Source organism: Microbacterium sp. CGR1 (assembly GCF_051062835.1).
GTDB lineage: Bacteria > Actinomycetota > Actinomycetes > Actinomycetales > Microbacteriaceae > Microbacterium.
In genome coordinates, this window is record NZ_JAOTPG010000001.1 from 1,043,604 (window position 1) to 1,069,385 (window position 25,782).

Consider the following 25,782-nt stretch of genomic DNA (forward strand, 5'->3'; position numbering starts at 1 on the left):
GACGTATCGGGGACTGTCTCCCCCACCCCCTACCCTCGAAGCATGGCCCGCTCCCCCGAATCCCCTGCGGCTCCCCGCGTCTCGCCTCCCGACCTTCCTGTCGAGTTCGAGTCCGCGACCGCGAGACGCAGTGCGGATCTGCTCGCGGCTCGGCTCGATCTGGAGGTCACTGCCGACCTCGCCCACGCCTCGCTCGAGCAGTGCACGATCACGGCGGACGCCGACAGCGTCGACCTGACCGGTGCGACCCTCATCGACGTCGACATGACGGGTGTCCGCATCGCCTCGCTCAAGATGCGGGATGCCGGCGTGCGCCGTGTCCGCATCAGTGGGGGCCGCATCGGCACGCTCGATCTGAGCAGCGCGCGCATCGACGAGCTGGAGCTCCGCGACGTGCGGATCGACTACCTCAACCTCGGTGGCGTGCGGGCGGCCGACATCGAGATCACCGCGTGCAGCATCCGGACGATCGACATGCCCCAGGCCGACCTCACGCGCGTGCGCTTCACCGACACGCGCTCGGACGAGGTGGACTCACGAGGCATGCGCGCCACGCACGTGGATCTGCGCGGGCTCGACGCCTCGGCGTTCCTCGATGCGAACAGCCTCCGCGGCACGACCCTGAGCAGCTTCCAGGTGCAGCAGCTCGCCCCGGTGCTCGCCGCGGGGATCGGCATCCAGGTCAAGGACTGACGGGGCCGTTCGCCTCGAGCAGCTCCTGCGTGAACGGATGCTGCGGCGAAGCGAACACGTCTGCGACCGCACCCTGCTCGACGATGACGCCGTCCTGCATGACGAGCACGTCGTCGGCGACCGCACCGACGACGTCGAGATCATGGGACACGAAGATCATGGTCAGCCGCCGCTCGCGCTGCAGTCGGAGCAGCAGCTGGAGCACACGTTCGCGCACGGACGGATCCAGCGCCGACACGGGCTCGTCCAGCACCAGCACCTCGGGTTCGGCCGCCAGTGCCCGTGCGATGGCAGCGCGCTGACGCTGCCCGCCCGACAGCGCGGCGGGTCGACGGTTCGCCAGCACGGGGTCGAGGTCGACCTCGGCGAGAAGCTCGGCCACACGCCGGGACCGTATCGCGCGGAGCACGCCGCCCGCGGCGAGCGCCTCCCTCAGCGACCGACCGATCGTCCACCGCGGGTCGAAGGCACCGAGCGGATTCTGGTGCACGAGCTGCACGCGGTGATCCCCGATCCAGCGCAGTCCTCCGTCGTCGGGCTGCTCGACGCCGACGATCATCCGAGCGAGCGTGGTCTTGCCCGAGCCCGACTCCCCGACGATCCCGAGAGTGCGTCCCTCGTGCACGGTGAACGACGCATCGCTCACCGCCGCGATCTCGCCGAAGGTCCTGGTCGCACCAGTCGCCACGAGCACGGGCGAGGGGTCGTCTGTGGAGGTCACCCTCGGCTCGTGGATGGTCGCGGCGATCAGCTGCCGGGTGTATTCGTGCTGCGGTGCCTCCAGCACCTCGGCCACCGACCCTGACTCGACCACCGCGCCGGCGCGCATGACCAGCACCCGATCGGCGATCCGACGGACGGCCGCGAAGTCGTGGCTGATGAACACGACCGCGGTGCCGGCATCCGCGATCCCGCGGAGCAGTCCGAGGATCCTCGCCTGCACGGTCGCATCGAGAGCCGTGGTCGGCTCGTCAGCGACGAGGATCGCAGGTTCCGCGGCGATGGCCGAGGCGATCAGCGCTCGCTGCCTGAGACCCCCGGAGAGCTCGTGGGGATACTGCCGCGCTCTGCGGTCGGCATCCGGCATCCACACCCGGTGCAGCAGCTCCTGGACCCTGTCGCGCAGCGCCGCCCGCCCGGAGACGAGGCTGTGGAGGCGCAGAGGTTCGGCGATCTGGGATCCCACCCGCTGCAGCGGGTCGAGCGAGACGAGAGCATCCTGCGAGACGAGCGCGATGCCGGCGCCGCGCAGGGCCCGCCAGCGCCGCTCGCCGAATCGTGCGACATCCGTTCCGTCGACCACGAGCCGCTCGACGCGCACGCGGGCGTCCGAGGGCGTCAGCCCGAGCAGCGCCCGGGCGGTGAGCGACTTGCCCGCCCCCGACTCGCCCACGATCGCGACGCACTCACCACGCGACACGGTCATCGACACCCCGTCGACCACTGGTGCCCCACCGAAATCGATGTGCAGCCCCGTCAGCTCCAGCGCCACGGTCATGAGGTCCGCCCCTCTGCTCCGGCACGCAGGATCCGGCCGACGACGGTCGCTGCGATCACGGTCACGGTGATCGCGATGCCGGGGAACACGGCGATCCACCAGGCCTGCCCCAGCACGTTGCGCCCACCCGCGAGCATGAGTCCCCACTCGGGTGTCGGCTCCGAGGGACCGAGGCCGAGGAAGCTGAGTCCGGCCGCGGCGAGGATGCTGGATCCGATGCCGATCGTCGCGAGCACGCTCAACGAGCCGAGCACCCCCGGCACCACGTGACGGACGAAGGCGGGCACGGGAGGAACCCCGAGAATGCGTGCGGCCTCGACGTGCTCGGCGGTGCGGAGCGTGCGGGTCTGCACGCGCGCGAGACGGATGTAGACGGGGACGGCGGCGAGCGTCACCGCGATCGCGATGTTGACCGGCCCCGGTCCGAGCACCGCCACGACGACGAGTGCCACCAGGAACTCGGGAAAGGCCATGAGCACGTCGTTGACCCGCATGAGCGTCGCATCGACTCCCCGCGGAGCGAGTCCGGCGAGCGCGCCGATGAGGAGTCCTGCAGCGAGCGCGATGCCGGTCGCGAGCAGACCGATCCCGATCGAGCGCCCGGCTCCATGGATCACCCGCGAATACACGTCGCGGCCGCTCTGATCGGTGCCGAACAGGTGCTCGGCACTCGGCGGCAGCAGCGATGCCCGCACGTCCGTCTGGAGGGGGTCGTGCGTGGCGAGGACTCCGGGGAAGGCGGCGGCGAACGCGAGGACCAGCAGCACGGCCACCGCGCACCAGAGCAGCACGACCCGCGCGCGCTTCATCGCGCACCCCCGCGTTCCGTGCGAAGACGCGGGTCGATGAGCGGATGCAGGAGCTCGATCACGAGATTCACGATCACGAACACGATCGCGCTGAGCAGGATGATCCCCGTGATCACCGGCAGATCGCGGTTGGTGATGGCTGCGAGGGTGACCCGCCCGAGCCCCGCACGCGCGAAGACGGTCTCGACGAGCACGGCTCCCCCGAGCACCGATCCTGTCAGGTAGGCCGCCAGAGTCACCGCGTTCGCGGCACCGTGCCGAAGCCCGTGGCGCAGCGTGAACCACGTCGGGCCCGCACCCCGAGCACGGACGGTCTCGGCGAACGGCATCCGCTCGGCCTGCACGAGTCCATCGCGCAGGACCTGACTGAGCAGCGCCGCCACGGGCAGCGCGAGCGTGATGGCCGGCAGCACGATCGTCGCCGGATTCCGCGCACCCGAGACGGGGAACCATCCGAGTCCGAACGCGAAGACGCTGAGCAGGATCAGACCGATCCAGAACACCGGCGACGACAGGATGACGAGCTCGATCCCCGCGGCGACGGCTCGCCCCGCCTGACCGCGCACCAGCAGGGCGACGGCGAGCGCGAGCAGCACCGCGATCACGAGCGCCAGCGCCGAGAGCTGCAGCGTCGACCCGAGCTGACGACCGATGACCTCGGCCACCGGCATCCGCAGCTGGTACGACTCCCCCAGGTCTCCCCGCGCGAGCTGACCGATGAACGTCAGATACTGCTCGAGCGGGGGGCGATCGAGGCCGAGATCTGCGCGGATGCCGTCTTTGACCGCTTCGCTGACCTGGGCCTGCGGTCCGAGCATCACCGAGACCGGATCGCCCGGAACGATGCGGAACGCCAGGAACACCAGCGTCGCCGCGCCCCAGAGCACGATCACCACGGATGCCGCGAGTCCGACGATGCGGAGCAGCGCTGCCTTCACCGTTCGCGCCCTCTCGACGATTGCTGAGCGCCCTCCGGTACCCGGCGCTCGCTCACGAACGATACAGCAGGGATATACCGGAAGGCGCTCGACGGCCCAGTCGTCAGCCGACGCTCACGTCGTAGAACAGCGGCCGCCCATACAGGTCGTAGTCGAGACCGCTCACACGCTCGCCGACGGCGGTGATGGCAGACGGGCTGTAGAGCGGGACGATCGCCGTGTACTCCGCGTTCCACTCCTGCAGCTGCGTGTAGATGCTGTCGCGCTGATCCTGATCGCTGGACGCGACGGCCTGGTCGAGCAGAGCATCGATCTCGGGATCAGTGACCTGCGAGGCGTTCTGGAATCCGTCCGTGTGCAGATGCGCTCGCAGGAAGTCCGGGTCGACACCCGAGAATCCCCAGTCCGTCAGATCGAAGGTCTTCGGGCCGTACTGCTCGTTGTAGGCACCCGGTTCCAGCACCTCGCGGACGACCTCGAAGCCGATCGCCTTGAGGTCCGATTGGATCGCGTTCGCCAGAGCCGCACGGTCGTCCGGCACCGGGGTCCAGGCGATCCACCGCGCCGACAGACGCTGCCCGTCCTTCATGCGGATACCGTCGCTGTCGCGCTCCGTCCACCCGGCCTCATCGAGCAGCGCGCTCGCCGCGGCGGCATCGAACGGCCAGCTGTCCTCGAGCGAGGCGTCGTAGCCGGGAGTCGTCGACCCGAGCACGCTCCACGCGCGCGGGAACTGGCCGAAGAAGATCTCGTCGACCGCCGCGTCGACGTCGATCCCCCGGGCGAATGCCTGGCGGACCTTCTCGTCAGCGAAGACGCCGTACTTCTCATTGAGGTACAGCGAGTACGGCAGCCCGGGGTACTCGATCGAGTCGACGGTAATGCCGTCTCCGAGGTCGCCCGCGAGGTTCGGCGGGATGTTGCTCGCGAGATCCGCCTCGCCGCTCTGCACGACGCCGGTGCGCACCGAGGCCTCCGGCTGGATCTCGACGCGCAGCGTCTCGACCTTGGGCGCGTCCTCGCCGTGCGGGCCCCAGGCGTAGTCGTCGTTGCGGGTGTACACGAGCTCCTGGTCCGGCGTGTACTCGGTGAGCACGAAGGGACCGGTGCCGACCGTGACGTCGGGGCCTCCGGCCTTCAGCTGATCGGCGGACTCGGCGAGCACCGCCGGCGAGTAGAAGCCGAGCTGCGGAGTGCTGGCCGCCTGCAGGAACGGCGCGTACGGCTGGGTGAAGCTGACCTTGACGGTGTGGTCGTCCACGACCTCCGTGCCCTCATAGAAATCGGCGCCGAGCATCGACGCCGCCTGGGCAGACTCCGTCTCCGGGTCGACGATGCGGTCGAAGTTCGCCTTGACCGCCTCGGCGTCGAAGGGCTCGCCGTCGGTGAAGGTCACGTCGTCGCGCAGGATGAACGTGTACTCGGTGCTGTCGTCCGACACCGTCCATTCCTTCGCGAGCCACGGGGTGAACGAGCCGTCGTCCTCCTGGAACACCAGAGAGTCGAGAACGGCGCGCTGCACCATGCCCGAGACGTCGAGCTGGCTCACCTGAGGGTCCATGTGACCAGCCGAGAGATTCGCACCCTCGATCGACCAGACGAGCTCTCCGCCGTCGGATTCGGATGAGGGAGCGGCGCACGAGCTGAGCAGGAGAGCGCTCACGGCAACGGTGGCGCCGAGCGGGATCGCGCGGCGCAGGAAGGAGATGGGCATGCTGTTCCTCGGGAGGGAATGCGGGAGACGACGCGGATGCATCAGTTCTTAGACTCGATCCAATTCTAGGACGTCCTCGACGACACGGGGGCTCCGCGACCTTCACCGCGTCATCCGCTCCTCATATACTGCGAGGACACCGGAGGAGGGGGTAGCAGTGTCAACCGAGGAACTTTCGGACACGATCGCCGCGCTGAACGCGAAGATCGATGCCCAGATAGCCCATGCGCAGGACCTGGCAGCGGAATCGTCGAAGCTCGAGGACGAGGTCGCGAAGACCACGGCGACGGTCTCGTCTGCGGATGGTCGCGTCACGGTCACCGCGCGTCCCACCGGCGGGATCGACTCGGTGCAGCTGTCGTCGATCAGCACAGCGACCGACGTCGCGGCACTCGGCGGACTCATCACCGCGACGATCGCGAAGGCGCAGCGCGCGGCCGCAGAGCAGGTGCTGGCGTCGATGAGTCTGACTCTCGGCGAGAGCTCGCCGCTCGTCGCGGCCGTGCGCAACGACATCGACACCGCCTTCCCGCAGGCAGGCGGCAGCACGATCGAGTACCGCTGATGGGCGTGATCGAGGTCAACCCCGCGCAGGTGGCGAAGGCCGCGAAGGCGATCAGCGTCGCCTCGCTCAACATCGATGCCGCCCTCGAGGAACTCGCCGCCCACGCGGGGATCCTTCGCCGATCGTGGTCAGGCGAAGCCCAGCTCGCGTTCGACTCGGCGCAGGGCAGATTCGACGGACTCATGCGCGAACGCACCGCGCTCGTCGTCGCGATCTCCGACGCGCTCGGAGATCTCGCGACTCAGTACTCGGACGCGGACCTGGCCGGCCAGCGCGTCCTCGGCGGCAGCTGACGCCGGATCACACAGACACACAATCGGGGGGAACCGATCACGATGACCGCAGCCAATCAGCAGATCATCATCGACGAGGACGAGCTTCGCGCACACGTGAAGTCGCTCACCACCGCCGCCGAACTCCTCGGCGCCGCGGCGAAGACAGCCGCAGGAGGCGTCGGGCAGTCTGCCTTCGGCGCGATGTGCGGGCCGCTGCTCGGCCCCGCCATCGACGCACTGGCCGATGCATCCGAGTCCACACTCACGGCGGCCACGGCGCTCGCCGACGCGACCGGCACGGGGCTCAAGGGCATCGTCGACGCGTTCAGCGAGATCGAGGACGGCGCTGTGACGGCGTTCGGCGCGATCGAGGGCGAGCTGTGAGCGCGATCGCCGGCATCAGCAGCCAGGTGCGCTCCGGATCCTGGGCAGCCGGGGCGCCCGGGCCCAGTGCATCGCAGGCGGACTGCGCGAGCATCCCGGGTTTCGCAGGGATGCTGATGCAGTACATCGCACCGCTGCGCGACTGGTTCGACGACCTCCTGGGTGACCCGGGGACGGTCGGCGGATTCGCCTCGCGGTGGGAGGATGCCGAGAAGTCCCTCCGGAGGGTCGTCGAGACGCTGCGGGACGCCGAGCCGAGGCTCGCGGACATGGACGGACGCACCGTCCGCGCGCTCCGCGCCCGGTACGGCGATCTGCTGTCCGTCGCCGAGGATGCGGCGCAGTGGACGGGGGCGACCGCGAGCGCCGTGCGCCTGGTCAGCCAGATCATCGAGTCGACGCGGGTCCTGATCTGCGACTTCCTCGGGAGCCTCAGCCGGTTCGCCGACGATCTCTTCAGCTTCAGCCTCAACCCGCTGAAGAAGATCGACGACATCAAGCGCTTCGCGTCGTCCGCCGCCGACTTCATCACCTCGGCGGGCGCTCTGGTTAAGAGCCTCACCGGCGCCGTGGTCTCGCTCGCGCAGCTGCTGTACAAGCTCGTGCCGCTCATCGGAGACGCACTGGCGACGCTGCGTGACCTGCTCGTGGACATGCTGCCACTGGTCGGAGCACTCACCGGAGGGCCTCTCGGAATCGTGTTCGGCAACGTCCTGCACGACTTCCTGACCGACGACGCGCACGTGAACGAGATCGATCCGGCGACGTTGACCGACGAACAGCTCGAGGCCTGGAAGGACGCTCACGGGGTGACGTCTCTCGACTCCCTGTCGGACCTCGTCTCGGTCAACGGCACGACCGATTCGATGGGCGGCGAGGATTCGACCGCCATCGACATCAAGCAGGTCGTCGCACCCGACGGCTCGACGCACTGGGTCGTGTCGCTGCCTTCGACGCAGGCGTGGGAGGTCGGCGGACCCGCGGGCGCGATGAACGACCGCGACAACAACCTCGCTCTGATGCTCGACAATCCGCTCTTCCGCACGCAGTACGAGCGCGCTGTGCTGGACGCGATGCAACAGGCGGGCATCCCCGCAGGATCAGATGTCGTTCTGACCGGCTTCAGTCAGGGAGGCATCATGGCGGCGAACCTCGCCGCGGACTCGTCCTTCCCGTACAACCCGATCGGGGTCGTGACCAACGGCTCCCCCGTCGACAACTTCCACGTGCCGCCGAACGTGCCGGTCTACGCGTTCCAGCACGCGACGGACGTCGTGCCGATGCTGGACGGAAGCCTCGTCGGCGTGCCAGGGCTGCCCGGCCAGTCGCCCATCGACATCCCGAACACCCCCGTGACCGTGCTCCCGCCGAACATCCACCAGATCACCCTTCCGGACCCTCCGGGATCACACGGATTCAGTGCGCACGACAACGCGCTCTACGCAGACTCCGTCGGCGACTGGGAGAGCGGATACCACGCCGCGAACAACGGCACGGATCCCTGGGATCTCGCGGGTCTCGGTGGTACGGTCGTCGATCACCAGGTCTATCAGGGAGTGGAACGCTGACATGAGCACCACCGGCGTCACTCGACTCGTCCGCGGAGTCGCGATCCTCGCCTTCGGCGCCGCCATGGTCGCGCTGAGCGGGTGCGGAGCGATCACGAAAGAGCTCTCCGACGGAGACTTCGCCGAGACGATCCCCGCTGCCCTGGCCGAATCCGACATCGGCGTGACCGACTCGTTCGCGGCGAAAGGAATCGACGGCTTCACCTTCAACCTCATCGTCGGGGTGGATCTCGACCACGGCGAGCTCTCGGCCGATGATCTCGCCGGGATACTCACGATCGTGCTCCAGAACAACGATGTGCCGAGCGATCAGATCAAGCTCTCCGTGAACGATGTCGATGGCGAACCCATCGATGTGAAAGAGGTGGTGGAGCAGATCAGTCCGGACCTCGAGACGCGAGCGGCCAGCTACGGCGACCTGGCGGTCACGAACGACCAGGCGGCAGCGATCGTGGAGGCCGTCTGGGGCGAGTGAGGGACTCCCCACACGTTCGGGGCGATTAGACTGTGGGGCACAACCCACACTCAGGCACGCTCACACAGTGCCGCATACATCGCTCGAGGAGACCTCCATGTCCGTGATTCCCGACAAGCCCGTACTCGAAGGCCTCGAAGCGAAGTGGGGTGAGTCGTGGTCGGAGCAGGGCACCTACCTGTTCGACCGACTCCGCGCCGCACAGTCCGGCCGTGAGGGTGTGTACTCGATCGACACTCCCCCACCCACGGCGTCCGGCAGTCTGCACATCGGTCACGTGTTCTCGTACACGCACACCGACGTCAAGGCGCGTTTCGAGCGCATGCGCGGCAAGAACGTCTTCTACCCGATGGGCTGGGACGACAACGGCCTGCCCACCGAGCGCCGCGTGCAGAACTACTACGGCGTGCGCTGCGACCCGACGCTCCCGTACCAGACCGACTTCACCCCGCCGTTCGAGGGTGGGGACAACAAGTCCAGCCGCGCGGCCGACCAGGTGCCGATCAGCCGCCGCAACTTCATCGAGCTGTGCGAGCGCCTGACCATCGAGGACGAGAAGCAGTTCGAGGCCCTCTTCCGCCAGCTCGGCCTCAGCGTCGACTGGACCCAGACGTACCGTACGATCTCCGACGACACGATCCGTCAGAGCCAGCTCGCGTTCCTGCGCAACCTCGAGCGCGGCGAGGCCTATCAGTCGCTCGCGCCGACCCTGTGGGACATCGACTTCCGCTCTGCCATCGCCCAGGCCGAACTCGAGGACCGCGACCAGCAGGCCGCGTACCACACCATCGACTTCCCCTTCGCAGACGGTTCGGGCGCGATCACGATCGAGACCACCCGTCCGGAGCTGCTCCCCGCCTGCGTCGCGATCGTGACGCACCCCGAGGGCCCGCACAAGCACCTGATCGGCACGAAGGTGCGGACGCCCTTCTTCGACGCCGAGATCGAGATCCACGGGCACCACCTCGCGCAGCCCGACAAGGGCACGGGTGCGGCCATGGTCTGCACCTTCGGCGACGTGACCGACATCATCTGGTGGCGCGAGCTGCGCACCACCACCGGCGGCGACCTGCCGAACATGACGACCATCGGTCTGGACGGGCGCTTCCTGCCCGCCGCGCCGTCGATCGTGGCGAGTCCCGAGGCCATCGACTGGTACACGGTCGAGCTCGCCGGCAAGACCGTGTTCTCGGCCCGCAAGGCGATCGTCGAGAAGCTGCAGGAGACCGGCGACATGACCGCTGTCGGCAAGCCGTTCAACCACGCGGTGAAGTTCTTCGAGAAGGGCGACCGCCCGCTCGAGATCGTGTCGACGCGGCAGTGGTACATCCGCAACGGCGCCCGCGACGCGAAGCTCCGTGACGAGCTGCTCACGCACGGAACCGAGCTCGCCTGGCATCCGGAATTCATGCGCGTGCGCTACGAGAACTGGGTCGGCGGCCTGACGGGTGACTGGCTCGTGTCGCGCCAGCGCTTCTTCGGCGTGCCGATCCCGCTCTGGTACGGACTCGACGAGAACGGCGATCGCGACTACGACCGCGTCCTCGCTCCCGACCACGCCTCCTTGCCCATCGACCCGACCACCGATGTGCCTGCGGGATACACCGAGGATCAGCGCGGAGTAGCCGGCGGCTTCGAGGCCGAGGCCGACATCCTCGACACCTGGGCCACGTCGTCGCTGACCCCGCAGCTCGCCGGCGGATGGCAGCGCGATGAGGAGCTGTGGCAGCTCACCGCCCCGTTCGACCTGCGCCCTCAGGGTCAGGACATCATCCGCACCTGGCTCTTCTCGACCATGCTGCGTTCGACCCTCGAGGACGGCCGGTCGCCGTGGCGCAACGCCGCCATCTCGGGCTTCATCGTCGACCCCGACCGCAAGAAGATGTCGAAGTCGAAGGGCAACGTCGTGACTCCGGCGGACATCCTCGAGACCCACGGATCGGATGCAGTGCGCTACTGGGCCGCCTCCAGCCGCCTGGGCATGGACGCCGCCTTCGACCCGCAGAACCCGACGCAGGTCAAGATCGGTCGCCGCCTGGCGATCAAGGTGCTGAACGCGGCGAAGTTCGTGCTGTCGTTCCCCGTGCCCGCGGGCGCGCAGGTCACCCATGCCCTCGACGCCTCGATGCTCACCGGGCTCGACGCCGTGATCGCCGAGGCGACCAGGGCATACGAGAACTACGACCAGGCGAAAGCGCTCGAAGTCACCGAGGCGTTCTTCTGGACGTTCTGCGACGACTACCTCGAGCTCGTCAAGGAGCGCGCCTACAACCAGAACGACGTGGGTCAGGCATCCGCCGCGCTCGCGCTGCGCCTGGCGCTGTCTACTCTGCTGCGTCTGCTCGCACCCATCGTGTCCTTCGCGACCGAAGAGGTGTGGTCGTGGTTCGAAGAGGGCTCGGTGCACACCGCGGCCTGGCCCGAGGCACTCGGCATCGAGGGCGACACGGCTGTGCTGTCGGCGGCGAGCGAGGCTCTGATCGGCATCCGCCGCGCCAAGACCGAGGCGAAGGCCTCGCAGAAGACTCCGGTGTCGCGTGCGGCGATCGCTGCCCCGGCAGCCAAGCTCGAGGCGCTGCGCGCCGCGGCCGACGATCTCCGAGCCGTCGGGCGCATCGCCGATCTCGAGTTCACCGAGGCCGAGGAGTTCGCAGTCACCGCGATCGAGCTCGCCCCGGTCGAGGGCGCCTGATGCAGCTGGGCACGCGGTGGGCCGCCGGCTCCGAGCCACCGGCATCGGTTCCCGCCGCGCTCCGGCCGGCCATCGCCGAGGTCGAATCGCGCGGTCTCACCGGGCACTGGACGCTCACCTGGCTCGAGGGCCGCGCGATCGCCGAGCTCGATGACGGCTGGGAGGTCGTGCAGACCGGTGCCGGAGACGTGATCGCCCGCCCGTTCGAGGACTGATCCGACTCTGACGACGAAGCCCCCTGACCGCCTCTGCGGCAGGGGGCTTCGCTGTGCTCGGAGCGTCTCAGCGCCGAGGGAGCCCGATCTGCGCGAGCATGTGCTCGACCGCACGAGGGTCCTGTCGCCTGGTCTGCTGCTCACGCAGGAGGTCGAGAGCGAGTGCCCGCTTCTGAGCCCGGCGAGCGATGCGTCGCTCGACGAATCCCGTGAGGAGATCGGCGAGACCGAGGAGCCTTCGCTCCGTCTGCGTCGGCGCGACGAGGTGGATGGTCGCGCTGGTCATGATCCCTCCTCGTTCGCGTCGGCGGCATCGGAGAGCACCGGCCCCGTCGCCGGAAGGTCGAAGAGTTCGGTGCGCATCGACACGCGGCGGACATCGGGCCCGGTCTGGCCGCGATATCGCCCGACGGCACTCTCGATGACACCCATGAGCTCGCCTTTGAGATCCTCCATCTGCGAGGGGGTCATCTCGAGGAGGGTCGTGGCGATCAGGCCCGCGTCCTTCCACCCCTCCGGCACCTCGGTGTCCGGCCGGTTGACGTAGGACATCAGGGTCTCGTGTCGCAGGCGGAAGAACTCCGACGACACGATCTGCGCCGCTGCCCGGTTCGCGGGCGACATGCTCTGGCTCGGACCGGGGATGTCGATGCGCCCCTCCGGGAGCTCCCACCACCGCTCGCGAGCGGTGCCTCGCCCCTCGACTTCGTGGATCAGGTCATGCGCCGAGAGTGTGCGCAGGTGGTAGCTGGTGGACCCGGAGGTCTCCCCCAGCATCGAGGCGAGCGAACTCGCCGTCTGCGGCCCGTGCGCGCTGAGCAGATCGAAGATCCGCACACGCAGCGGGTGAGCCAGGGCCTTGAGCGCCCCGGAATCGAGTCGTCGCAACTGCTCTTCTTCTGACATGCATGCAAAGTTACTCTTGCAAAGACTTCTTTGCAAGTATTCTTTTGCAAAGAAGTCTTTGCCTGGCGGGCGTCAGCTCACGGCGGCGCGGGCGACCACGAAAGCAGCCACGCATCTCTCGATCTGCTCGGGCGTGTGCGCCGCCGACAGCTGCACACGGATCCGCGCCAGCCCGCGGGGAACGACGGGAAAACTGAACGCGGTCACGTAGATCCCCTGCACCTGCATCTCCGTCGCGATGCGCGCTGTGAGCGCCGCGTCGCCGAACATGACCGGGACGATCGGGTGCTCCCCCGGCAGCAGGTCGAAGCCCTCCGCCGTCATCCGCTCGCGGAACAGGGCGGCGTTGTCGCGCAGACGCGCACGGAGGTCGGCCGAGCCCTCGACCAGGTCGAGAGCGGTCAGGGTTCCGGCCACGATCGCGGGCGCGAGCGTGTTCGAGAACAGATAAGGTCGCGAGCGCTGACGCAGCAGGGCGACGATGTCGGCGTGCGAAGCGACGTAGCCCCCGGATGCTCCGCCCAGCGCCTTACCGAAGGTACCCGTGTAGATGTCTACCCGATCCGCGACGCCGCACAGCTCAGGAGTGCCGCGGCCGTTCTCCCCCACGAAGCCGACGGCGTGGGAGTCGTCGACGAACACGAGTGCGTCATAGCGCTCCGCCAGGTCGCAGATCTCGGCGAGGGGCGCGATGTAGCCGTCCATCGAGAAGACGCCGTCCGTGACGACCACCCGGAAGCGGGCATCGGATGCCGCCTGCAGCTGCGCTTCGAGATCCGCCATGTCGCGGTTCCGGTACCGCAGTCGACGAGCCTTGGAGAGACGGATCCCGTCGATGATCGACGCGTGGTTGAGCTCGTCCGAGATGATCGCGTCCTCTGCACCGAACAGGGTCTCGAACACTCCTCCGTTGGCGTCGAAGCACGAGGGGTACAGGATCGCGTCATCCGTTGCGAGGAACCCGGCGAGTCGGCGCTCCAGCTCCAGGTGCTGCTCCTGGGTGCCGCAGATGAAACGGACGCTGGCGAGCCCGTAGCCCCACTCCTGCAGCGCCGCGGTCGCGGATTCGACGATTCGCGGATCGTCCGCGAGCCCCAGGTAGTTGTTGGCGCAGAAGTTGAGCACCTCCGCACCGTCCGCCGTGATCTCGGCGCTCTGCGGTCCGCGGATGCCGCGCTCGTGCTTCGTGAGGCCCGCAGCCTCGATGCCGTCGAGCTCGCCCGCCACATGCTTCTGGAATGTTCCGTACATCACAGCTCGGTCCAATCAAGGATGATCTTTCCCGTGCCCGCGGACTCTGCCGCGGCGAAACCCTGCTCCCATTCCCTCGCGGGAATCACATCGGCGATCACCCGTCCGATCGAATCCCGCAGCGTCGCGCTGGTCTGCAGCATCGCCCCCATCGCGTTCCACGTCTCGAACATCTCGCGTCCGTAGATGCCCTTGATCGTGAGCATGTGGGTGACGAGCTTGCCCCAGTCGATGTCGAAGCCGGCGCTGGGCAGACCGAGCATCGCGATCCGACCACCGTGGTTCATGTTGTCGATCATGGCGGGCAACGCCGACGCCGCGCCGCTCATCTCGAACCCGATGTCGAAGCCCTCGCGCAATCCGAGGCAGTGCTGGGCATCACGGATGTCGCGGACCGAGACGTCGACGACCTCGTCGGCTCCCATCAGACGCGCCATCTCGAGACGGGGAGCACTCACGTCCGTCGCCGCGATGAAGCGGGCGCCGGCATGCCGGGCGACGGCGATCGCCATCAGACCGATCGGCCCACATCCCGTCACGAGCACATCCTCACCGATGAGCGGAAAGGTGAGCGCCGTGTGCACGGCGTTGCCGAGCGGATCGAAGATCGCGCCGAGTTCCGGTGTGACATCGGCGTGATGCACCCAGACATTGGTCGCCGGCAGGGCGAGGAATTCGGCAAACGCGCCGTCGCGCTGCAGCCCGAGGCCGATCGTGCGGATGCACATCTGCCGACGCCCCGCGCGGCAGTTGCGGCACGTGCCGCAGACGATGTGACCCTCGCCGGACACGCGGTCGCCCACCGCGATGTCGTGAACGAGCGGCCCGACTTCGACGACCTCGCCGTAGAACTCGTGACCGGGGATGAGCGGAGCCTCGATCGCGGACGCGGCCCAGTCGTCCCAGCGACGGATGTGGAGGTCGGTGCCGCAGATCCCCGTGCGCAGCACGCGGATCACCACCTCGTCGGCCGCCGCTGTGGGGTCCGGACGATCGACGAGCTCGAGACCGGCTGCGCGTTCCGCCTTGAACAGTGCCTTCATATGTCGATCCCATCGCGATCGACGATGTAGAGCAATCCCGATCTTCTGCATCGATGATGTAGCAAACGCTAATCTGTGAGCATGGAGCTCCATCAGCTGCAGATCCTCAGAGAACTCGGCGCGCTGGGCAGCGTCGCCGCCGTCGCCGAGAACCTGCACGTCACACCCTCGGCCGTGTCGCAGCACCTCGCGGCCCTGCAGCGGAGCTTTCGCACGCCGCTCACGCGCCGAGACGGTCGCCGCCTGACGCTGACCGCCGCAGGCGAGGTGCTCGCCACAGCCGGTGCAGGAGCGATCGACGCGATGGCAGCCGCTCGCAGTGCACTCGATGACTTCGAGGGCGACAGTGCCGGCGTCGTCACGGTCAGCGGATTCCACAGCGTGGGACAGGCGCTCTTCGGCTCGCTGATCCGAGAACTCGACGCGGCGGATGCGCCGCCGACGGTGCAGCTCACGGACGAGGACGTGGCGCAGAGCGATTTCCCGGCTCTCACCGCCCGCTACGACCTCGTGCTCGCGCATCGCATGGAGCACTCACCCCCCTGGCCCACCGACGGGGTGCGCAGTCTGGCACTCGTGCGGGAGCCGCTCGACGTCGCAGTCTCGGCATCCCATCCCCTGGCCGCACGTGGCCAGGTGACGTCCTTCGACGTGGTCGACAGCCCGTGGGTCACGAGCCGTGTCGGATACTCCCCCGACGACGTGCTGCTCGCGGTGTCCGCCGTGGCCGGCCGCCCCGTCGAGATCCGCCACCGGATCAACGACTACGGGGCCGTCGCCGCTGTCGTCGCCGCCGGCGGAGTGATGGGCATGCTCCCGCGCTATACGAGCCGCACGGTCGACGATCGCGACATCGTCCGGCTCCCGCTGCGAGGAGTCAGCACCCACCGGATGATCGACGTGCTCGCGCGGCCAGAGAATCTGAGGCGGCAGTCCGTCCGCCTCGTCGTCGAGGCTCTCCAGCGGGTGATGGCTAGGCTCAGAGGATGACCGACGCCTCGAACCCGCTGCTCCAGCCGTCCACGCTCCCCTACGGTCTCCCCGACTTCGCCGCGATCAGGCCTGAGCACTACCTTCCCGCGTTCGAGGTCGCATTCGACGAGCACCTCCGCGAGATCTCGCGGATCACGATGGTGCGCTCGATGCCCACCTTCGAGAACACGATCGACGCGCTCGAGCGCTCCGGCGAACTGCTCGACCGAGTCGCGCATGCGTTCTACACGGTGACGTCGGCCGATGCGACGCCCGAGATCCAGGAGATCGACGAGCATCTCGCTCCGCTGATGGCCGCGCATCAGGACGCGATCACCCTCGACGGAGCCCTGTACTGGCGCGTGCAGCAGGTGCACGCACAGCTCGCCGACCTCGACCTCGACGACGAGCAGCGCTATCTCGTCGAGCGGCACCACCGTGAGATGACGCACGCGGGCGCCGCCCTCGACGACGTAGCGAAGGAGCGGCTCACCCTGCTCAATCAGCAGCTCTCGACGCTCAACAACACCTTCGAGCGCAACCTGTTGAACGACACCAACGACCTGGCGGTCGTGTTCGACTCCGTCGAGGAACTCGCCGGTCTCAGCACCGGTGAGCTCTCCGCCGCCTCCCGCTCAGCCGCCGAGCGCGGTCTCGAAGGCAGGTTCCTGATCTCGCTGCCCCTGTTCACGGGGCACCCCTATCTCGCGCAGCTGCGTGACCGCGAGGCACGGCGGCGGATCATGGACGCGTCCCGCGCCCGCGCATCGCGCGACAACGCGAACGACAACCGACCCGTACTGCAGGAGATCGTGCGACTCCGCGCAGAGCGCGCAGAGCTGCTCGGGCACGCATCGCACGCCGCCTACGTCACGGCCGACGAGACGGCGGGGACGCCCGAGGCTGTCGAGCGGATGCTGCGCGACCTCGCCGCCCCGTCCGCACGCAACGCCCGTGCGGAGCGCGACGCACTGCAGGCGATCGTCGACGAGACCGAGAGCGCACCCTTCCCCGTCGAGGCGCACGACTGGGCGTTCTACACCGAGAAGGTGCGCACCGCACGCTACGACATCGACACGAGCGCCCTCCGCCCGTGGTTCGAGGCCGAGCGGGTGCTGCAGGACGGCGTCTTCTTCGCCGCCACCCGGCTCTACGGCGTGACCTTCGCCGAACGGCATGACCTGGTGGCATACCACCCGGGGGCACGCGTGTTCGAGGTGCACAACGCCGACGGCACCGCGCTCGGACTCTACGTGCTCGATCTCTACACGCGCGACTCGAAGCGCGGCGGCGCATGGATGAACCCCATCGTGAGCCAGTCGCACCTTCGCGGCACGCTCCCGGTCGTGGTCAACAACCTCAACGTGCCGCTTCCCGGCGACGGAGAGCCGACCCTGCTGACCCTCGACGAGGTCACCACGCTCTTCCATGAGTTCGGCCACGCCCTGCACGGCCTGTTCGCCGTGGTGACGTATCCGCACTTCGCCGGCACCAACGTCTTCCGGGACTTCGTCGAATTCCCCAGCCAGGTGAACGAGATGTGGATCCTCTGGCCCGAAGTGCTCGACAACTACGCGCGTCACCACGAGACCGACGAGCCCCTCGACCCGGCGATCGTCGCACGGCTGCGCGCGACCGAGGCCTTCAACCAGGGGCACGACACGAGCGAGTACCTCGCGGCCGCCTGGCTCGACCAGGCTTGGCACCGTGTGGGGCCCGACGCCGAGATCGACGACGTCTCCTCCTTCGAGAGCGCCGCGCTCGCCGACATCGGCCTCGACGACCCGGTGGTGCCGACCCGCTATTCGTCGACCTACTTCGCCCACGTGTTCTCGGGCGGCTACAGCGCGGGGTACTACTCCTACATCTGGAGCGAGGTGCTCGACGCCGACACCGTCGACTGGTTCCGAGCGAACGGCGGGCTCACGCGGGAGAACGGCGATCGATTCCGAGCACGCCTCCTCGGCGTCGGCGGGTCGAAGGACCCTCTTGACGCGTACCGCGACTTCCGTGGCCGCGACGCGGAGATCGCCCCGCTGCTGAAGCGTCGGGGGCTGGATACCTGAGCCGGATCCTCCGGGCTCCAGCTCGTCTCAGCGGTCGAGCAGTTCCATCGCCTTGTACCAGGTGAGCTGGTGATAGCTCTGAGCGAGGTGGTCGCCGAGACCGTCGAGAGACACGACGTGCACGGCGATCGCCTCGCTGTCGTCGAGCGCCTGCTCGGCGACGCGGACGCAACCGCGGGCGAGGAAGTGATGGACGCGGTTGGTGTGGTTGCCGAAGTTCGCCCAGGTGGATCCGAGTTCGACGATCTCACCCGGCTCGTAGCCCGTCTCCTCGCGGAGTTCCCGGGCCGCTGCCTCGATCGGGGCTTCGCCGGGTTCGACGCCTCCTCCGATCGTCCCCATCGCGATGATCCCCGCTCCGTGGCGATACTCCTCGACGATGATCGCGTCGCCGTCGGCATCCAGCGCGAGCAGTGAGATCCAGTCCCCGTACTCGAGCACGTAGTAGGGCGCGATCCGACGATCGTCCGCATCACGGCAGTCGTCCGCGCGCACACGGATCCAGCGGTCGGCGACGACGGTATCGCTGTCGACGACCCGCCAGGGCTCGAGAGCCGGACTCACGCGCTCTTGCGCTTGCGCTCCATCACGATCGTGGGAGGCGCGCCCTCATCGACGGCCGCGCGGGTCACAATCACCTTGGCGACGTCTTCGGCCGAGGGGATCTCGAACATGATCGGACCGAGCACGTCTTCGAGGATCGCTCGGAGTCCGCGCGCACCAGTCTTGCGCTCGACCGCGAGGTCGGCGATGGATCGCAGAGCCTCTTCCTCGAACTCGAGCTGCACCCCGTCGAGCTCGAACATGCGCTGGTACTGCTTGACGAGCGCGTTGCGAGGACCGGTGAGGATGTCGATGAGAGCATCCTGGTCGAGCGGTGAGACATTCGTGACCACCGGGAGCCGGCCGATGAACTCGGGGATCAGTCCGAACTTGTGCAGGTCTTCTGGGAGCACCTCGCTGAACAGGTCGAGGTCCTTGCCCTTGTCGTGCAGCGGGGCGCCGAAGCCGATGCCGTGCTTGCCGACACGCGCCGACACGATGTCTTCAAGGCCGGCGAACGCCCCGGCGACGATGAACAGCACGTTCGAGGTGTCGATCTGCAGGAACTCCTGATGCGGATGCTTGCGTCCGCCCTGCGGCGGCACGGAAGCGACCGTGCCCTCGATGATCTTGAGCAGCGCCTGCTGCACGCCCTCACCCGAGACGTCTCGCGTGATGGACGGGTTCTCGGCCTTGCGGGCGATCTTGTCTACCTCGTCGATGTAGATGATGCCCTGCTCAGCACGCTTGACGTCGTAGTCGGCCGCTTGGATCAGCTTGAGCAGGATGTTCTCGACGTCTTCACCGACATAACCGGCCTCGGTCAGCGCGGTGGCGTCTGCCACGGCGAACGGCACGTTCAGACGCTTCGCGAGGGTCTGCGCCAGGTAGGTCTTGCCGCATCCGGTCGGACCGATCAGCAGGATGTTGCTCTTGGCGATCTCGATGCTCTCGGCCTTCTGCTCGGCCGTCTGCAGAGTGCCGTGCGCACGGATGCGCTTGTAGTGGTTGTAGACAGCGACGGAGAGAGCCTTCTTCGCGGGCTCCTGACCGACGACGTACTCCTCGAGGAAGGAGAAGATCTCGCGGGGCTTGGGCAGTTCGAAATCTGCCGTGCCCTCAGCGGAGGACTCGGCCATCCGCTCCTCGATGATCTCGTTGCACAGCTCGACGCACTCGTCGCAGATGTACACACCGGGGCCAGCGATGAGCTGCTGCACCTGCTTCTGGCTCTTTCCGCAGAACGAGCACTTGAACAGGTCAGCGCTTTCACCGATACGGGCCATGCGCGTCCTCCTAGGGGGATCCAGAGATCGTCTACTGAGCCTAACCGCTGCATCCGACACCGGGACGCATTGGCGCGGCGGAGGACATCTCGAGTCCGTATCGACTCGCACGCGGAAGGCCCGCCCCGAGCGATGCGCTGGGCGGGCCTTCCGGTGATGTCAGACCATGCTCTTGGTGTGCCAGACCGTCTTGACCTCGGTGAATGCTCCGATGCGCTCGGGCGACGCCACCACCTCGCCCGGGGCGAGGACGCGCTTCAGCGTGTCGGCCGCTGCGATCTGCATGTCGATCCACTCGAGATCCCCGGCTCCGGCCAGATCGAGGGCGTTGACGTCCTGGTGCGAGGCGAGCCACGGTGCCATCTCGGCCGGTGACCCGGTGAGGACGTTCACCACTCCCCCCGGCACATCGCTGGTCGCGAGCACCTCGGCGAGGCTGATGGCGGAGAGCGGATGCCGCTCGCTCGCGATCACGACGACCGTGTTGCCCGCCACCAGTGCGGGCGCGACGACAGAGACCAGGCCGAGAAGAGCGGAGTCCTGCGGCGCCACGATCGCGACGACACCGGTGGGCTCCGGAACCGAGATGTTGAAGTACGGCCCCGACACGGGGTTCGCGTTGCCGGCGACCTGTGCATACTTGTCGCACCAGCCCGCGTACCAGACCCAGAGGTCGATCGCCTCGTCCACCTGCGCTGCCGCGGCGGAGGCCGAAGCCCCCTCCTGCGCGGTGATCTCGTCGATGAACTGCGCCCGGCGCCCCTCGAGCACCTCGGCGACACGGTAGAGCACCTGTCCGCGGTTGTAGGCGGTCGCTCCGGACCAGCCCTTCACCGCAGCACGTGCGGCGACGACAGCATCGCGGGCATCCTTGCGGGAGCCCTGAGCGGCGTTCGCGAGGAACGCCCCCTTCGCCGAGAGCACCTCGTAGGTGCGACCCGACTCGCTGCGGGGAAAGGCACCGCCGATCGCGAGCTTGTACGTCTTCGGAACACTGAGTCGGTCATTGGCACCGTGTCGCTTGCTCATGCTGCGGCCCCCTTCAGGTACGCGGTGAGACCCTGACGTCCGCCCTCGCGGCCGTATCCGGACTCCTTGTAGCCGCCGAACGGGCTCGACGGGTCGAAACGGTTGAACGTGTTGGCCCAGATCACGCCGGCGCGGAGCCGGTCGGCGACCGCCAGGATGCGGGAGCCCTTGTCCGACCAGATACCCGCGGAGAGACCGTAGGGCGTGTTGTTCGCCTTCGCGATCGCCTCGGCAGGCGTACGGAAAGTGAGCACCGACAGGACTGGTCCGAAGACCTCATCGCGGGCGATGCGATGCGACGCCTCGACTCCGGTGAAGATCGTCGGAGCGAACCAGAATCCCTTGTCGGGGATCACGCAGTCCGCCGTCCAGCGCTCCGCGCCCTCGGCCTCGCCGATGTCGCTGAGCTCGCGGATGCGGGCCAGCTGCGCCGCCGAGTTGATCGCACCGATGTCGGTGTTCTTGTCGAGCGGGTCGCCGAGACGCAGGGTCGAGAGACGGTTCTTCAGACGATCGATGACCTCGTCGTGGATCGACTCCTGCACGAGCAGTCGGCTTCCCGCGCAGCACACGTGCCCCTGGTTGAAGAAGATGCCGTTGACGATGCCTTCGACGGCCTGGTCGATCGGCGCGTCGTCGAACACGATGTTCGCGGCCTTGCCCCCGAGCTCGAGCGTGAGCTTCTTGTTCGTCCCGGCGACGGCGCGGGCGATGTCGCGGCCGACCCCGGTCGAGCCGGTGAAGGCCACCTTGTCGACATCCGGATGCCGCACGAGAGAGGCACCGGAGGCACCTGCACCCGTCACGATGTTGACCACGCCCGCCGGAAGATCTGCCTGCTGCAGGATCTCCGCGAAGATCAGCGCCGTGAGCGGCGTGGTCTCTGCGGGCTTCAGCACGACGGTGTTACCGGCGGCCAGGGCGGGCGCGAGCTTCCATGCGAGCATCAGCAGCGGGAAGTTCCAGGGGATGATCTGCCCCGCGACGCCGAGCGCGCGGGGATTGGCTCCGAGGCCCGCGTGGTCGAGCTTGTCGGCCCAGCCCGCGTAGTAGAAGAACCAGGAGGCGACGAGAGGCACGTCGACGTCGCGGCTCTCCTTGATCGGCTTGCCGTTGTCGAGGCTCTCGGCGACCGCGAGCTCGCGAGCCCGCTCCTGCACGAGGCGGGCGATGCGGAACAGGTACTTGCCCCGATCGCGACCGCTCATCTTCGACCAGGTCTTGTCGTAGGCCCGACGAGCGGCAACGACCGCTCGGTCGATGTCCTCATCGCTCGCGGACGCGATCTCGGCGATGCGGCTCTCGTCTGCGGGCGAGATGGTGGTGAAGCTCGGGCCCGAACCGTCGACGAACTCGCCGTCGATGAACAGCCCGTAGCTGTCCTTGAGGTTGAGGACTGCCTTCGACTCCGGTGCCGGAGCGTATTCCAGGAATGACATATTCGGGGCTCCTAGTCGATCGTGACATAGTCGGGGCCGGAGTAGTGGCCGGTGGTGAGCTTCTGACGCTGCAGCAGCACGTCATTCAGCAGGCTCGAGGCTCCGAAGCGGAACAGGTGCGGCTGGAGCCACTCCTCACCCACGGTCTCGGCCACGGTGACGAGGTATTTGACCGCGTCCTTGGAGGCGCGGATGCCGCCGGCGGGCTTCACGCCGATGCGCTCCCCCGTGCCGCGGTGCCAGTCGCGCACCGTCTCGAGCATCAGCAGCGTCGTCGGCAGGGTGGCGGCGGGCTGCACCTTGCCGGTGGACGTCTTGATGAAGTCGCCGCCGGCGAGGATGCCGAGCCACGACGCGCGCTTGATGTTGTCGTAGGTGTTCAGCTCACCGGTCTCGAGGATTACCTTGAGCGAGGCGTACGAGCCGTCCGCACGACGGCACGCCTCCTTCACCTGGGCGATCTGGTCGTACACGAGTCCGTAGCGACCGGAGAGGAACGCCCCTCGGTCGATGACCATGTCGATCTCGTCGGCACCGGCCGCGACGGCCTCCGCCGTGTCGGCCAGCTTGATCGCCAACGACGAGCGTCCGCTCGGGAAGGCCGTGGCGACCGCGGCGACCGAGATCAGACCGTCGTCCGGATCTCCGTGCAACGCACCGAGCGCCTCGACCGCGTCGCCGACCATGTCGCCGTACACGCAGACGGCGGCGACCTTGGGGGTCGACGGGTCTGCGGCATCCGGGTTCTTGGCCTTCGCGACCAGCGACCGCACCTTGCCGGGCGTGTCCGAGCCTTCGAGGGTCGTGAGGTCGATCAGCTTGATGATCGTGTCGAGGGCCCAGGCCTTCGACGTCGTCTTGATCGATCGCGTGCCGAGCCCGGCAGCGCGCTGCTCGAGGCCGACGGCGTCGACGCCGGGGAGTCCATGCAGGAAGCGGCGGAGCGTGGTGTCATTTGGCTCACCGCCGAGGACGTCCACCGCCGCTCTGCGGCTGAGTTCTTGGGTCGTCATTGTTCCTCCAACAATGCTCGTGCTGTGGTCTCATCTGTCACCAGGACGCTGCACAGGCCGCTGGTCACGACTGTACGCGCGATGTCATGCTTGGCGTCACCCGCGGTGACGAAGATCGAGCGCTTCGCGGCGCGCAGCCGACCGAGGTCGACTCCGACCGTCCGGGCATCGAGCTGCGGGTCGACGATGTTGCCGTCCGCGTCGATGTAACGCCCGAGCACGTCGCCGACAGCGCCGCGGCGGGCGAGCTCCTCGACGTCGGACGCCGAGAGGTAGCCGTTCTCGACGTGGGCAGAGGTGGCGTCGCAGGGACCGGCCGTGAACAGGAACGCCTGCGCCTCGGCGGCCTCTTCGAGGACGGCCGCGACGGTGCGGTCGGCCTCGATCGCCTGCTTGGTCTCGACACGTTCGAGAATCGCGGGGCTCGGCAGAAGGGACACGTGTCCGGACGCGCGCTGGGCGATCGTGACGGCGAGGCCTGCGGCTCCGCCCGAGCGACGGTTGAGACTCACTCCCCCGTTGAGCTGCACGACCGTGACGCCGGTGGCCCACCCGTCGGGCAGCGCTTCGGCGACGGCGCGGAGCGTGCGCCCCCAGCTGACGCCGAGGGTACGCGGAACGGGACGCATGGCGGTGAGGAAGTCGGCGGCGGCCTGAGCGACGCGTTCGAGCGTGCCGTCATCGCCGTCGGGAGACGGCACGACGACTGCGGCCCTGAGTCCATGGCGCTCGACGAGCTGGCGCTCGAGCCCGAGGCGCCGAGCTCGCGGATGCACGATCTCGATCCGGACGATGCCACGCTCACGCGCCTGGGTGAGCAGACGGCCCACCTTCCAACGGGAGAGCTTCAGGAGTGCCCCGATCTCGTCCTGGGTCTTGTCTTCGTCGTAGTACAGCTCAGCGACGCGGACCATGGTGAGTTCTTCTTCCACGGCATCCTCCTTCCGCATCCAGTTTACGGCGGAATCACCGTTCGCGCACCCGTGTGCTCATATGCGCACTCTTCCGCTACGGGGTCGCGCATTCGCCGCGCACACGAGAAAGGACGCCGGCCCGGAGGGGCCGACGTCCTTTCAGAACAGCAGTGCGTCAGACGCGCTTGCGCGAGGTGAGCACCTGATCGACGATGCCGTAGTCCAGCGCCTCGGCGGCGGACAGGATCTTGTCGCGGTCGATGTCACGGTTGACCTGCTCGACCGGCTTGCCGGTGTGGCGAGCCATGGTCTCCTCGAGCCAGGTGCGCATGCGGAGGATCTCCGCCGCCTGGATCTCGATGTCGGACGCCTGACCGTGTCCGGCCTCACCCATCGCCGGCTGGTGCATGAGCACTCGGGCGTTGGGCAGAGCGAGACGCTTTCCGGGGTGGCCGCCCGCGAGCAGTACGGAGGCGGCGGATGCCGCCTGACCGAGCACAACGGTCTGGATCTGCGGCGCGACGTACTGCATCGTGTCGTAGATCGCCGTCATAGCGGTGAACGAGCCACCGGGCGAGTTGATGTACATCGTGATGTCGCGCTCGGAGTCCTGGCTCTCGAGAACGAGGAGCTGGGCCATGACGTCGTCGGCCGACGCGTCGTCGACCTGGACGCCGAGGAAGATCACGCGATCTTCGAACAGCTTGTTGTAGGGGTCCTGGCGCTTGAAGCCGTATGCCGTGCGCTCCTCGAACTGAGGAAGCACGTAGCGGCTGGAGGGCAGATCGCCGGCAGAGCGGAAGGTGGGTGCGTACATGAGAGTCCTTTCGCTTTCCGTTACTTGATGTCCTGGTCGGTTCCGCCGCCACCGACGACGTCGGTGGCCGAGTCGCGGATGTGGTCGACGAAGCCGTACTCGAGCGCTTCATCGGCGGTGAACCAGCGGTCGCGGTCACCGTCTTCGTTGATCTGCTCGACAGACTTGCCGGTCTGCGCCGCAGTGATCTCGGCGAGGCGGTTCTTCATCGAGGTGATCAGCTGCGCCTGCGTCTGGATGTCGCTCGACGTGCCGCCGAAGCCACCGTGCGGCTGGTGCAGCAGCACCCGCGCGTTCGGGGTGATGTAGCGCTTGCCCTTCGTGCCTGCGGTCAGCAGCAGCTGACCCATCGATGCAGCCATGCCGATTCCGACGGTGACGATGTCGTTCGGGACGAACTGCATCGTGTCGTAGATCGCCATGCCCGCGGTGATCGATCCGCCGGGCGAGTTGATGTAGAGGTAGATGTCCTTCTCGGAGTCCTCTGCGGCGAGAAGGAGGATCTTCGCGCAGATCTCGTTCGCATTGTCGTCGCGCACCTCCGATCCCAGCCAGATGATGCGGTCTTTCAACAGTCGGTCGAAGACGCTCGTAGCGAGGAGGGGTTCTGCAGCCATGTCAGCTCCTGATTCCGTGTTTCAGTGATTCGAATCTACCGGCGACAACGCGGCGCTCAG

26 protein-coding genes are annotated in these 25,782 nt (G+C 67.8%); 10 read left to right on the plus strand and 16 right to left on the minus strand.

Annotated features, from left to right (window positions below; all coding sequences use genetic code 11):
- Window positions 1-42: 42 nt before the first annotated feature.
- Window positions 43-693, plus strand: coding sequence for a pentapeptide repeat-containing protein (locus OD997_RS05080; protein ID WP_434330647.1), 651 nt, complete (start codon window positions 43-45; stop codon window positions 691-693).
- On the opposite strand, the gene OD997_RS05085 is transcribed toward OD997_RS05080, so the two are convergent.
- The 4 genes from OD997_RS05085 to OD997_RS05100 form a co-directional block, all read right to left on the minus strand.
- Complete coding sequence (locus OD997_RS05085; protein ID WP_434330648.1) at window positions 683-2,191, minus strand: ATP-binding cassette domain-containing protein; 1,509 nt, start codon at window positions 2,189-2,191, stop codon at window positions 683-685. The two genes, OD997_RS05080 and OD997_RS05085, sit on opposite strands and share 11 nt — an antisense overlap.
- The gene (locus OD997_RS05090; protein WP_434330649.1) at window positions 2,188-3,000 is read right to left on the minus strand and encodes an ABC transporter permease; all 813 of its coding nucleotides are present in this window, start codon (window positions 2,998-3,000) and stop codon (window positions 2,188-2,190) included. The genes OD997_RS05085 and OD997_RS05090 overlap by 4 nt, the downstream gene beginning before the upstream one ends.
- Window positions 2,997-3,938: an ABC transporter permease gene (locus OD997_RS05095; RefSeq protein ID WP_434330650.1), complete on the minus strand. Its 942-nt coding sequence runs from the start codon at window positions 3,936-3,938 to the stop codon at window positions 2,997-2,999. The genes OD997_RS05090 and OD997_RS05095 overlap by 4 nt, the downstream gene beginning before the upstream one ends.
- Before the next feature lie 103 nt (window positions 3,939-4,041).
- On the minus strand, window positions 4,042-5,652 hold the full coding sequence (locus OD997_RS05100; protein WP_434330651.1) for an ABC transporter substrate-binding protein: 1,611 nt from the start codon (window positions 5,650-5,652) through the stop codon (window positions 4,042-4,044).
- 157 nt (window positions 5,653-5,809) lie between these two features.
- Between OD997_RS05100 and OD997_RS05105 the strand changes: the two genes are divergently transcribed.
- The 7 genes from OD997_RS05105 (at window position 5,810) to OD997_RS05135 (ending at window position 11,826) form a co-directional block, all read left to right on the plus strand.
- Window positions 5,810-6,217 (plus strand): YbaB/EbfC family nucleoid-associated protein, encoded by a 408-nt coding sequence (locus tag OD997_RS05105; protein WP_434330653.1) that lies wholly within the window; start codon window positions 5,810-5,812, stop codon window positions 6,215-6,217.
- Entirely contained in the window at window positions 6,217-6,510 is a 294-nt protein-coding gene (locus tag OD997_RS05110; RefSeq protein ID WP_434330654.1) for a WXG100 family type VII secretion target, read from the plus strand. Before OD997_RS05105 ends, OD997_RS05110 begins: the two co-directional genes overlap by 1 nt.
- Before the next feature lie 42 nt (window positions 6,511-6,552).
- A complete protein-coding gene (locus tag OD997_RS05115) occupies window positions 6,553-6,876 on the plus strand; it encodes a hypothetical protein (RefSeq protein WP_434330655.1) in 324 nt (107 codons plus the stop codon).
- Window positions 6,873-8,444: a hypothetical protein gene (locus OD997_RS05120; RefSeq protein WP_434330656.1), complete on the plus strand. Its 1,572-nt coding sequence runs from the start codon at window positions 6,873-6,875 to the stop codon at window positions 8,442-8,444. The genes OD997_RS05115 and OD997_RS05120 overlap by 4 nt, the downstream gene beginning before the upstream one ends.
- Before the next feature lies 1 nt (window position 8,445).
- Window positions 8,446-8,919 (plus strand): hypothetical protein, encoded by a 474-nt coding sequence (locus tag OD997_RS05125; RefSeq protein ID WP_434330657.1) that lies wholly within the window; start codon window positions 8,446-8,448, stop codon window positions 8,917-8,919.
- Window positions 8,920-9,016: 97 nt separating this feature from the next.
- Entirely contained in the window at window positions 9,017-11,611 is a 2,595-nt protein-coding gene (gene valS, locus OD997_RS05130) for a valine--tRNA ligase (protein WP_434330658.1), read from the plus strand.
- Entirely contained in the window at window positions 11,611-11,826 is a 216-nt protein-coding gene (locus OD997_RS05135) for a hypothetical protein (RefSeq protein ID WP_434330659.1), read from the plus strand. Before valS ends, OD997_RS05135 begins: the two co-directional genes overlap by 1 nt.
- Before the next feature lie 67 nt (window positions 11,827-11,893).
- Here OD997_RS05135 and OD997_RS05140 read toward each other — a convergent pair whose 3' ends face one another.
- The 4 genes from OD997_RS05140 to tdh form a co-directional block, all read right to left on the minus strand.
- Window positions 11,894-12,112 (minus strand): hypothetical protein, encoded by a 219-nt coding sequence (locus OD997_RS05140; protein ID WP_434330660.1) that lies wholly within the window; start codon window positions 12,110-12,112, stop codon window positions 11,894-11,896.
- Window positions 12,109-12,732, minus strand: coding sequence for an ArsR/SmtB family transcription factor (locus OD997_RS05145; RefSeq protein WP_434330661.1), 624 nt, complete (start codon window positions 12,730-12,732; stop codon window positions 12,109-12,111). The genes OD997_RS05140 and OD997_RS05145 overlap by 4 nt, the downstream gene beginning before the upstream one ends.
- Before the next feature lie 72 nt (window positions 12,733-12,804).
- Window positions 12,805-13,983 carry a glycine C-acetyltransferase gene (locus tag OD997_RS05150; RefSeq protein WP_434332339.1) on the minus strand — a complete coding sequence of 393 codons (1,179 nt, stop codon included), beginning with the start codon at window positions 13,981-13,983 and terminating at the stop codon, window positions 12,805-12,807.
- Window positions 13,983-15,026 (minus strand): L-threonine 3-dehydrogenase, encoded by a 1,044-nt coding sequence (gene tdh, locus OD997_RS05155; protein ID WP_434330662.1) that lies wholly within the window; start codon window positions 15,024-15,026, stop codon window positions 13,983-13,985. Before tdh ends, OD997_RS05150 begins: the two co-directional genes overlap by 1 nt.
- An 81-nt stretch (window positions 15,027-15,107) precedes the next feature.
- On the opposite strand from tdh, the gene OD997_RS05160 reads away from it, so the two are divergent.
- A complete protein-coding gene (locus OD997_RS05160) occupies window positions 15,108-16,016 on the plus strand; it encodes a LysR family transcriptional regulator (RefSeq protein WP_434330663.1) in 909 nt (302 codons plus the stop codon).
- On the plus strand, window positions 16,013-18,064 hold the full coding sequence (locus OD997_RS05165; protein WP_434330664.1) for a M3 family metallopeptidase: 2,052 nt from the start codon (window positions 16,013-16,015) through the stop codon (window positions 18,062-18,064). Before OD997_RS05160 ends, OD997_RS05165 begins: the two co-directional genes overlap by 4 nt.
- Window positions 18,065-18,091: 27 nt before the next feature.
- On the opposite strand, the gene OD997_RS05170 is transcribed toward OD997_RS05165, so the two are convergent.
- The 8 genes from OD997_RS05170 to OD997_RS05205 form a co-directional block, all read right to left on the minus strand.
- Window positions 18,092-18,628 (minus strand): NUDIX hydrolase, encoded by a 537-nt coding sequence (locus OD997_RS05170; protein WP_434330665.1) that lies wholly within the window; start codon window positions 18,626-18,628, stop codon window positions 18,092-18,094.
- Entirely contained in the window at window positions 18,625-19,893 is a 1,269-nt protein-coding gene (gene clpX, locus OD997_RS05175) for an ATP-dependent Clp protease ATP-binding subunit ClpX (protein ID WP_434330666.1), read from the minus strand. Before clpX ends, OD997_RS05170 begins: the two co-directional genes overlap by 4 nt.
- A 159-nt stretch (window positions 19,894-20,052) precedes the next feature.
- Window positions 20,053-20,922, minus strand: coding sequence for an aldehyde dehydrogenase family protein (locus OD997_RS05180; RefSeq protein WP_434330667.1), 870 nt, complete (start codon window positions 20,920-20,922; stop codon window positions 20,053-20,055).
- The gene (locus tag OD997_RS05185) at window positions 20,919-22,361 is read right to left on the minus strand and encodes an aldehyde dehydrogenase family protein (protein ID WP_434330668.1); all 1,443 of its coding nucleotides are present in this window, start codon (window positions 22,359-22,361) and stop codon (window positions 20,919-20,921) included. The genes OD997_RS05180 and OD997_RS05185 overlap by 4 nt, the downstream gene beginning before the upstream one ends.
- Before the next feature lie 11 nt (window positions 22,362-22,372).
- The gene (deoC, locus tag OD997_RS05190) at window positions 22,373-23,374 is read right to left on the minus strand and encodes a deoxyribose-phosphate aldolase (protein ID WP_434330669.1); all 1,002 of its coding nucleotides are present in this window, start codon (window positions 23,372-23,374) and stop codon (window positions 22,373-22,375) included.
- Window positions 23,371-24,306, minus strand: a complete 936-nt coding sequence (locus OD997_RS05195) for a sugar-binding transcriptional regulator (RefSeq protein WP_056307103.1) — start codon at window positions 24,304-24,306, stop codon at window positions 23,371-23,373. Before OD997_RS05195 ends, deoC begins: the two co-directional genes overlap by 4 nt.
- 157 nt (window positions 24,307-24,463) lie before the next feature.
- On the minus strand, window positions 24,464-25,105 hold the full coding sequence (locus OD997_RS05200; RefSeq protein WP_056307101.1) for an ATP-dependent Clp protease proteolytic subunit: 642 nt from the start codon (window positions 25,103-25,105) through the stop codon (window positions 24,464-24,466).
- Between the two features lie 20 nt (window positions 25,106-25,125).
- On the minus strand, window positions 25,126-25,722 hold the full coding sequence (locus OD997_RS05205; protein ID WP_042540775.1) for an ATP-dependent Clp protease proteolytic subunit: 597 nt from the start codon (window positions 25,720-25,722) through the stop codon (window positions 25,126-25,128).
- Window positions 25,723-25,782: the final 60 nt, after the last annotated feature.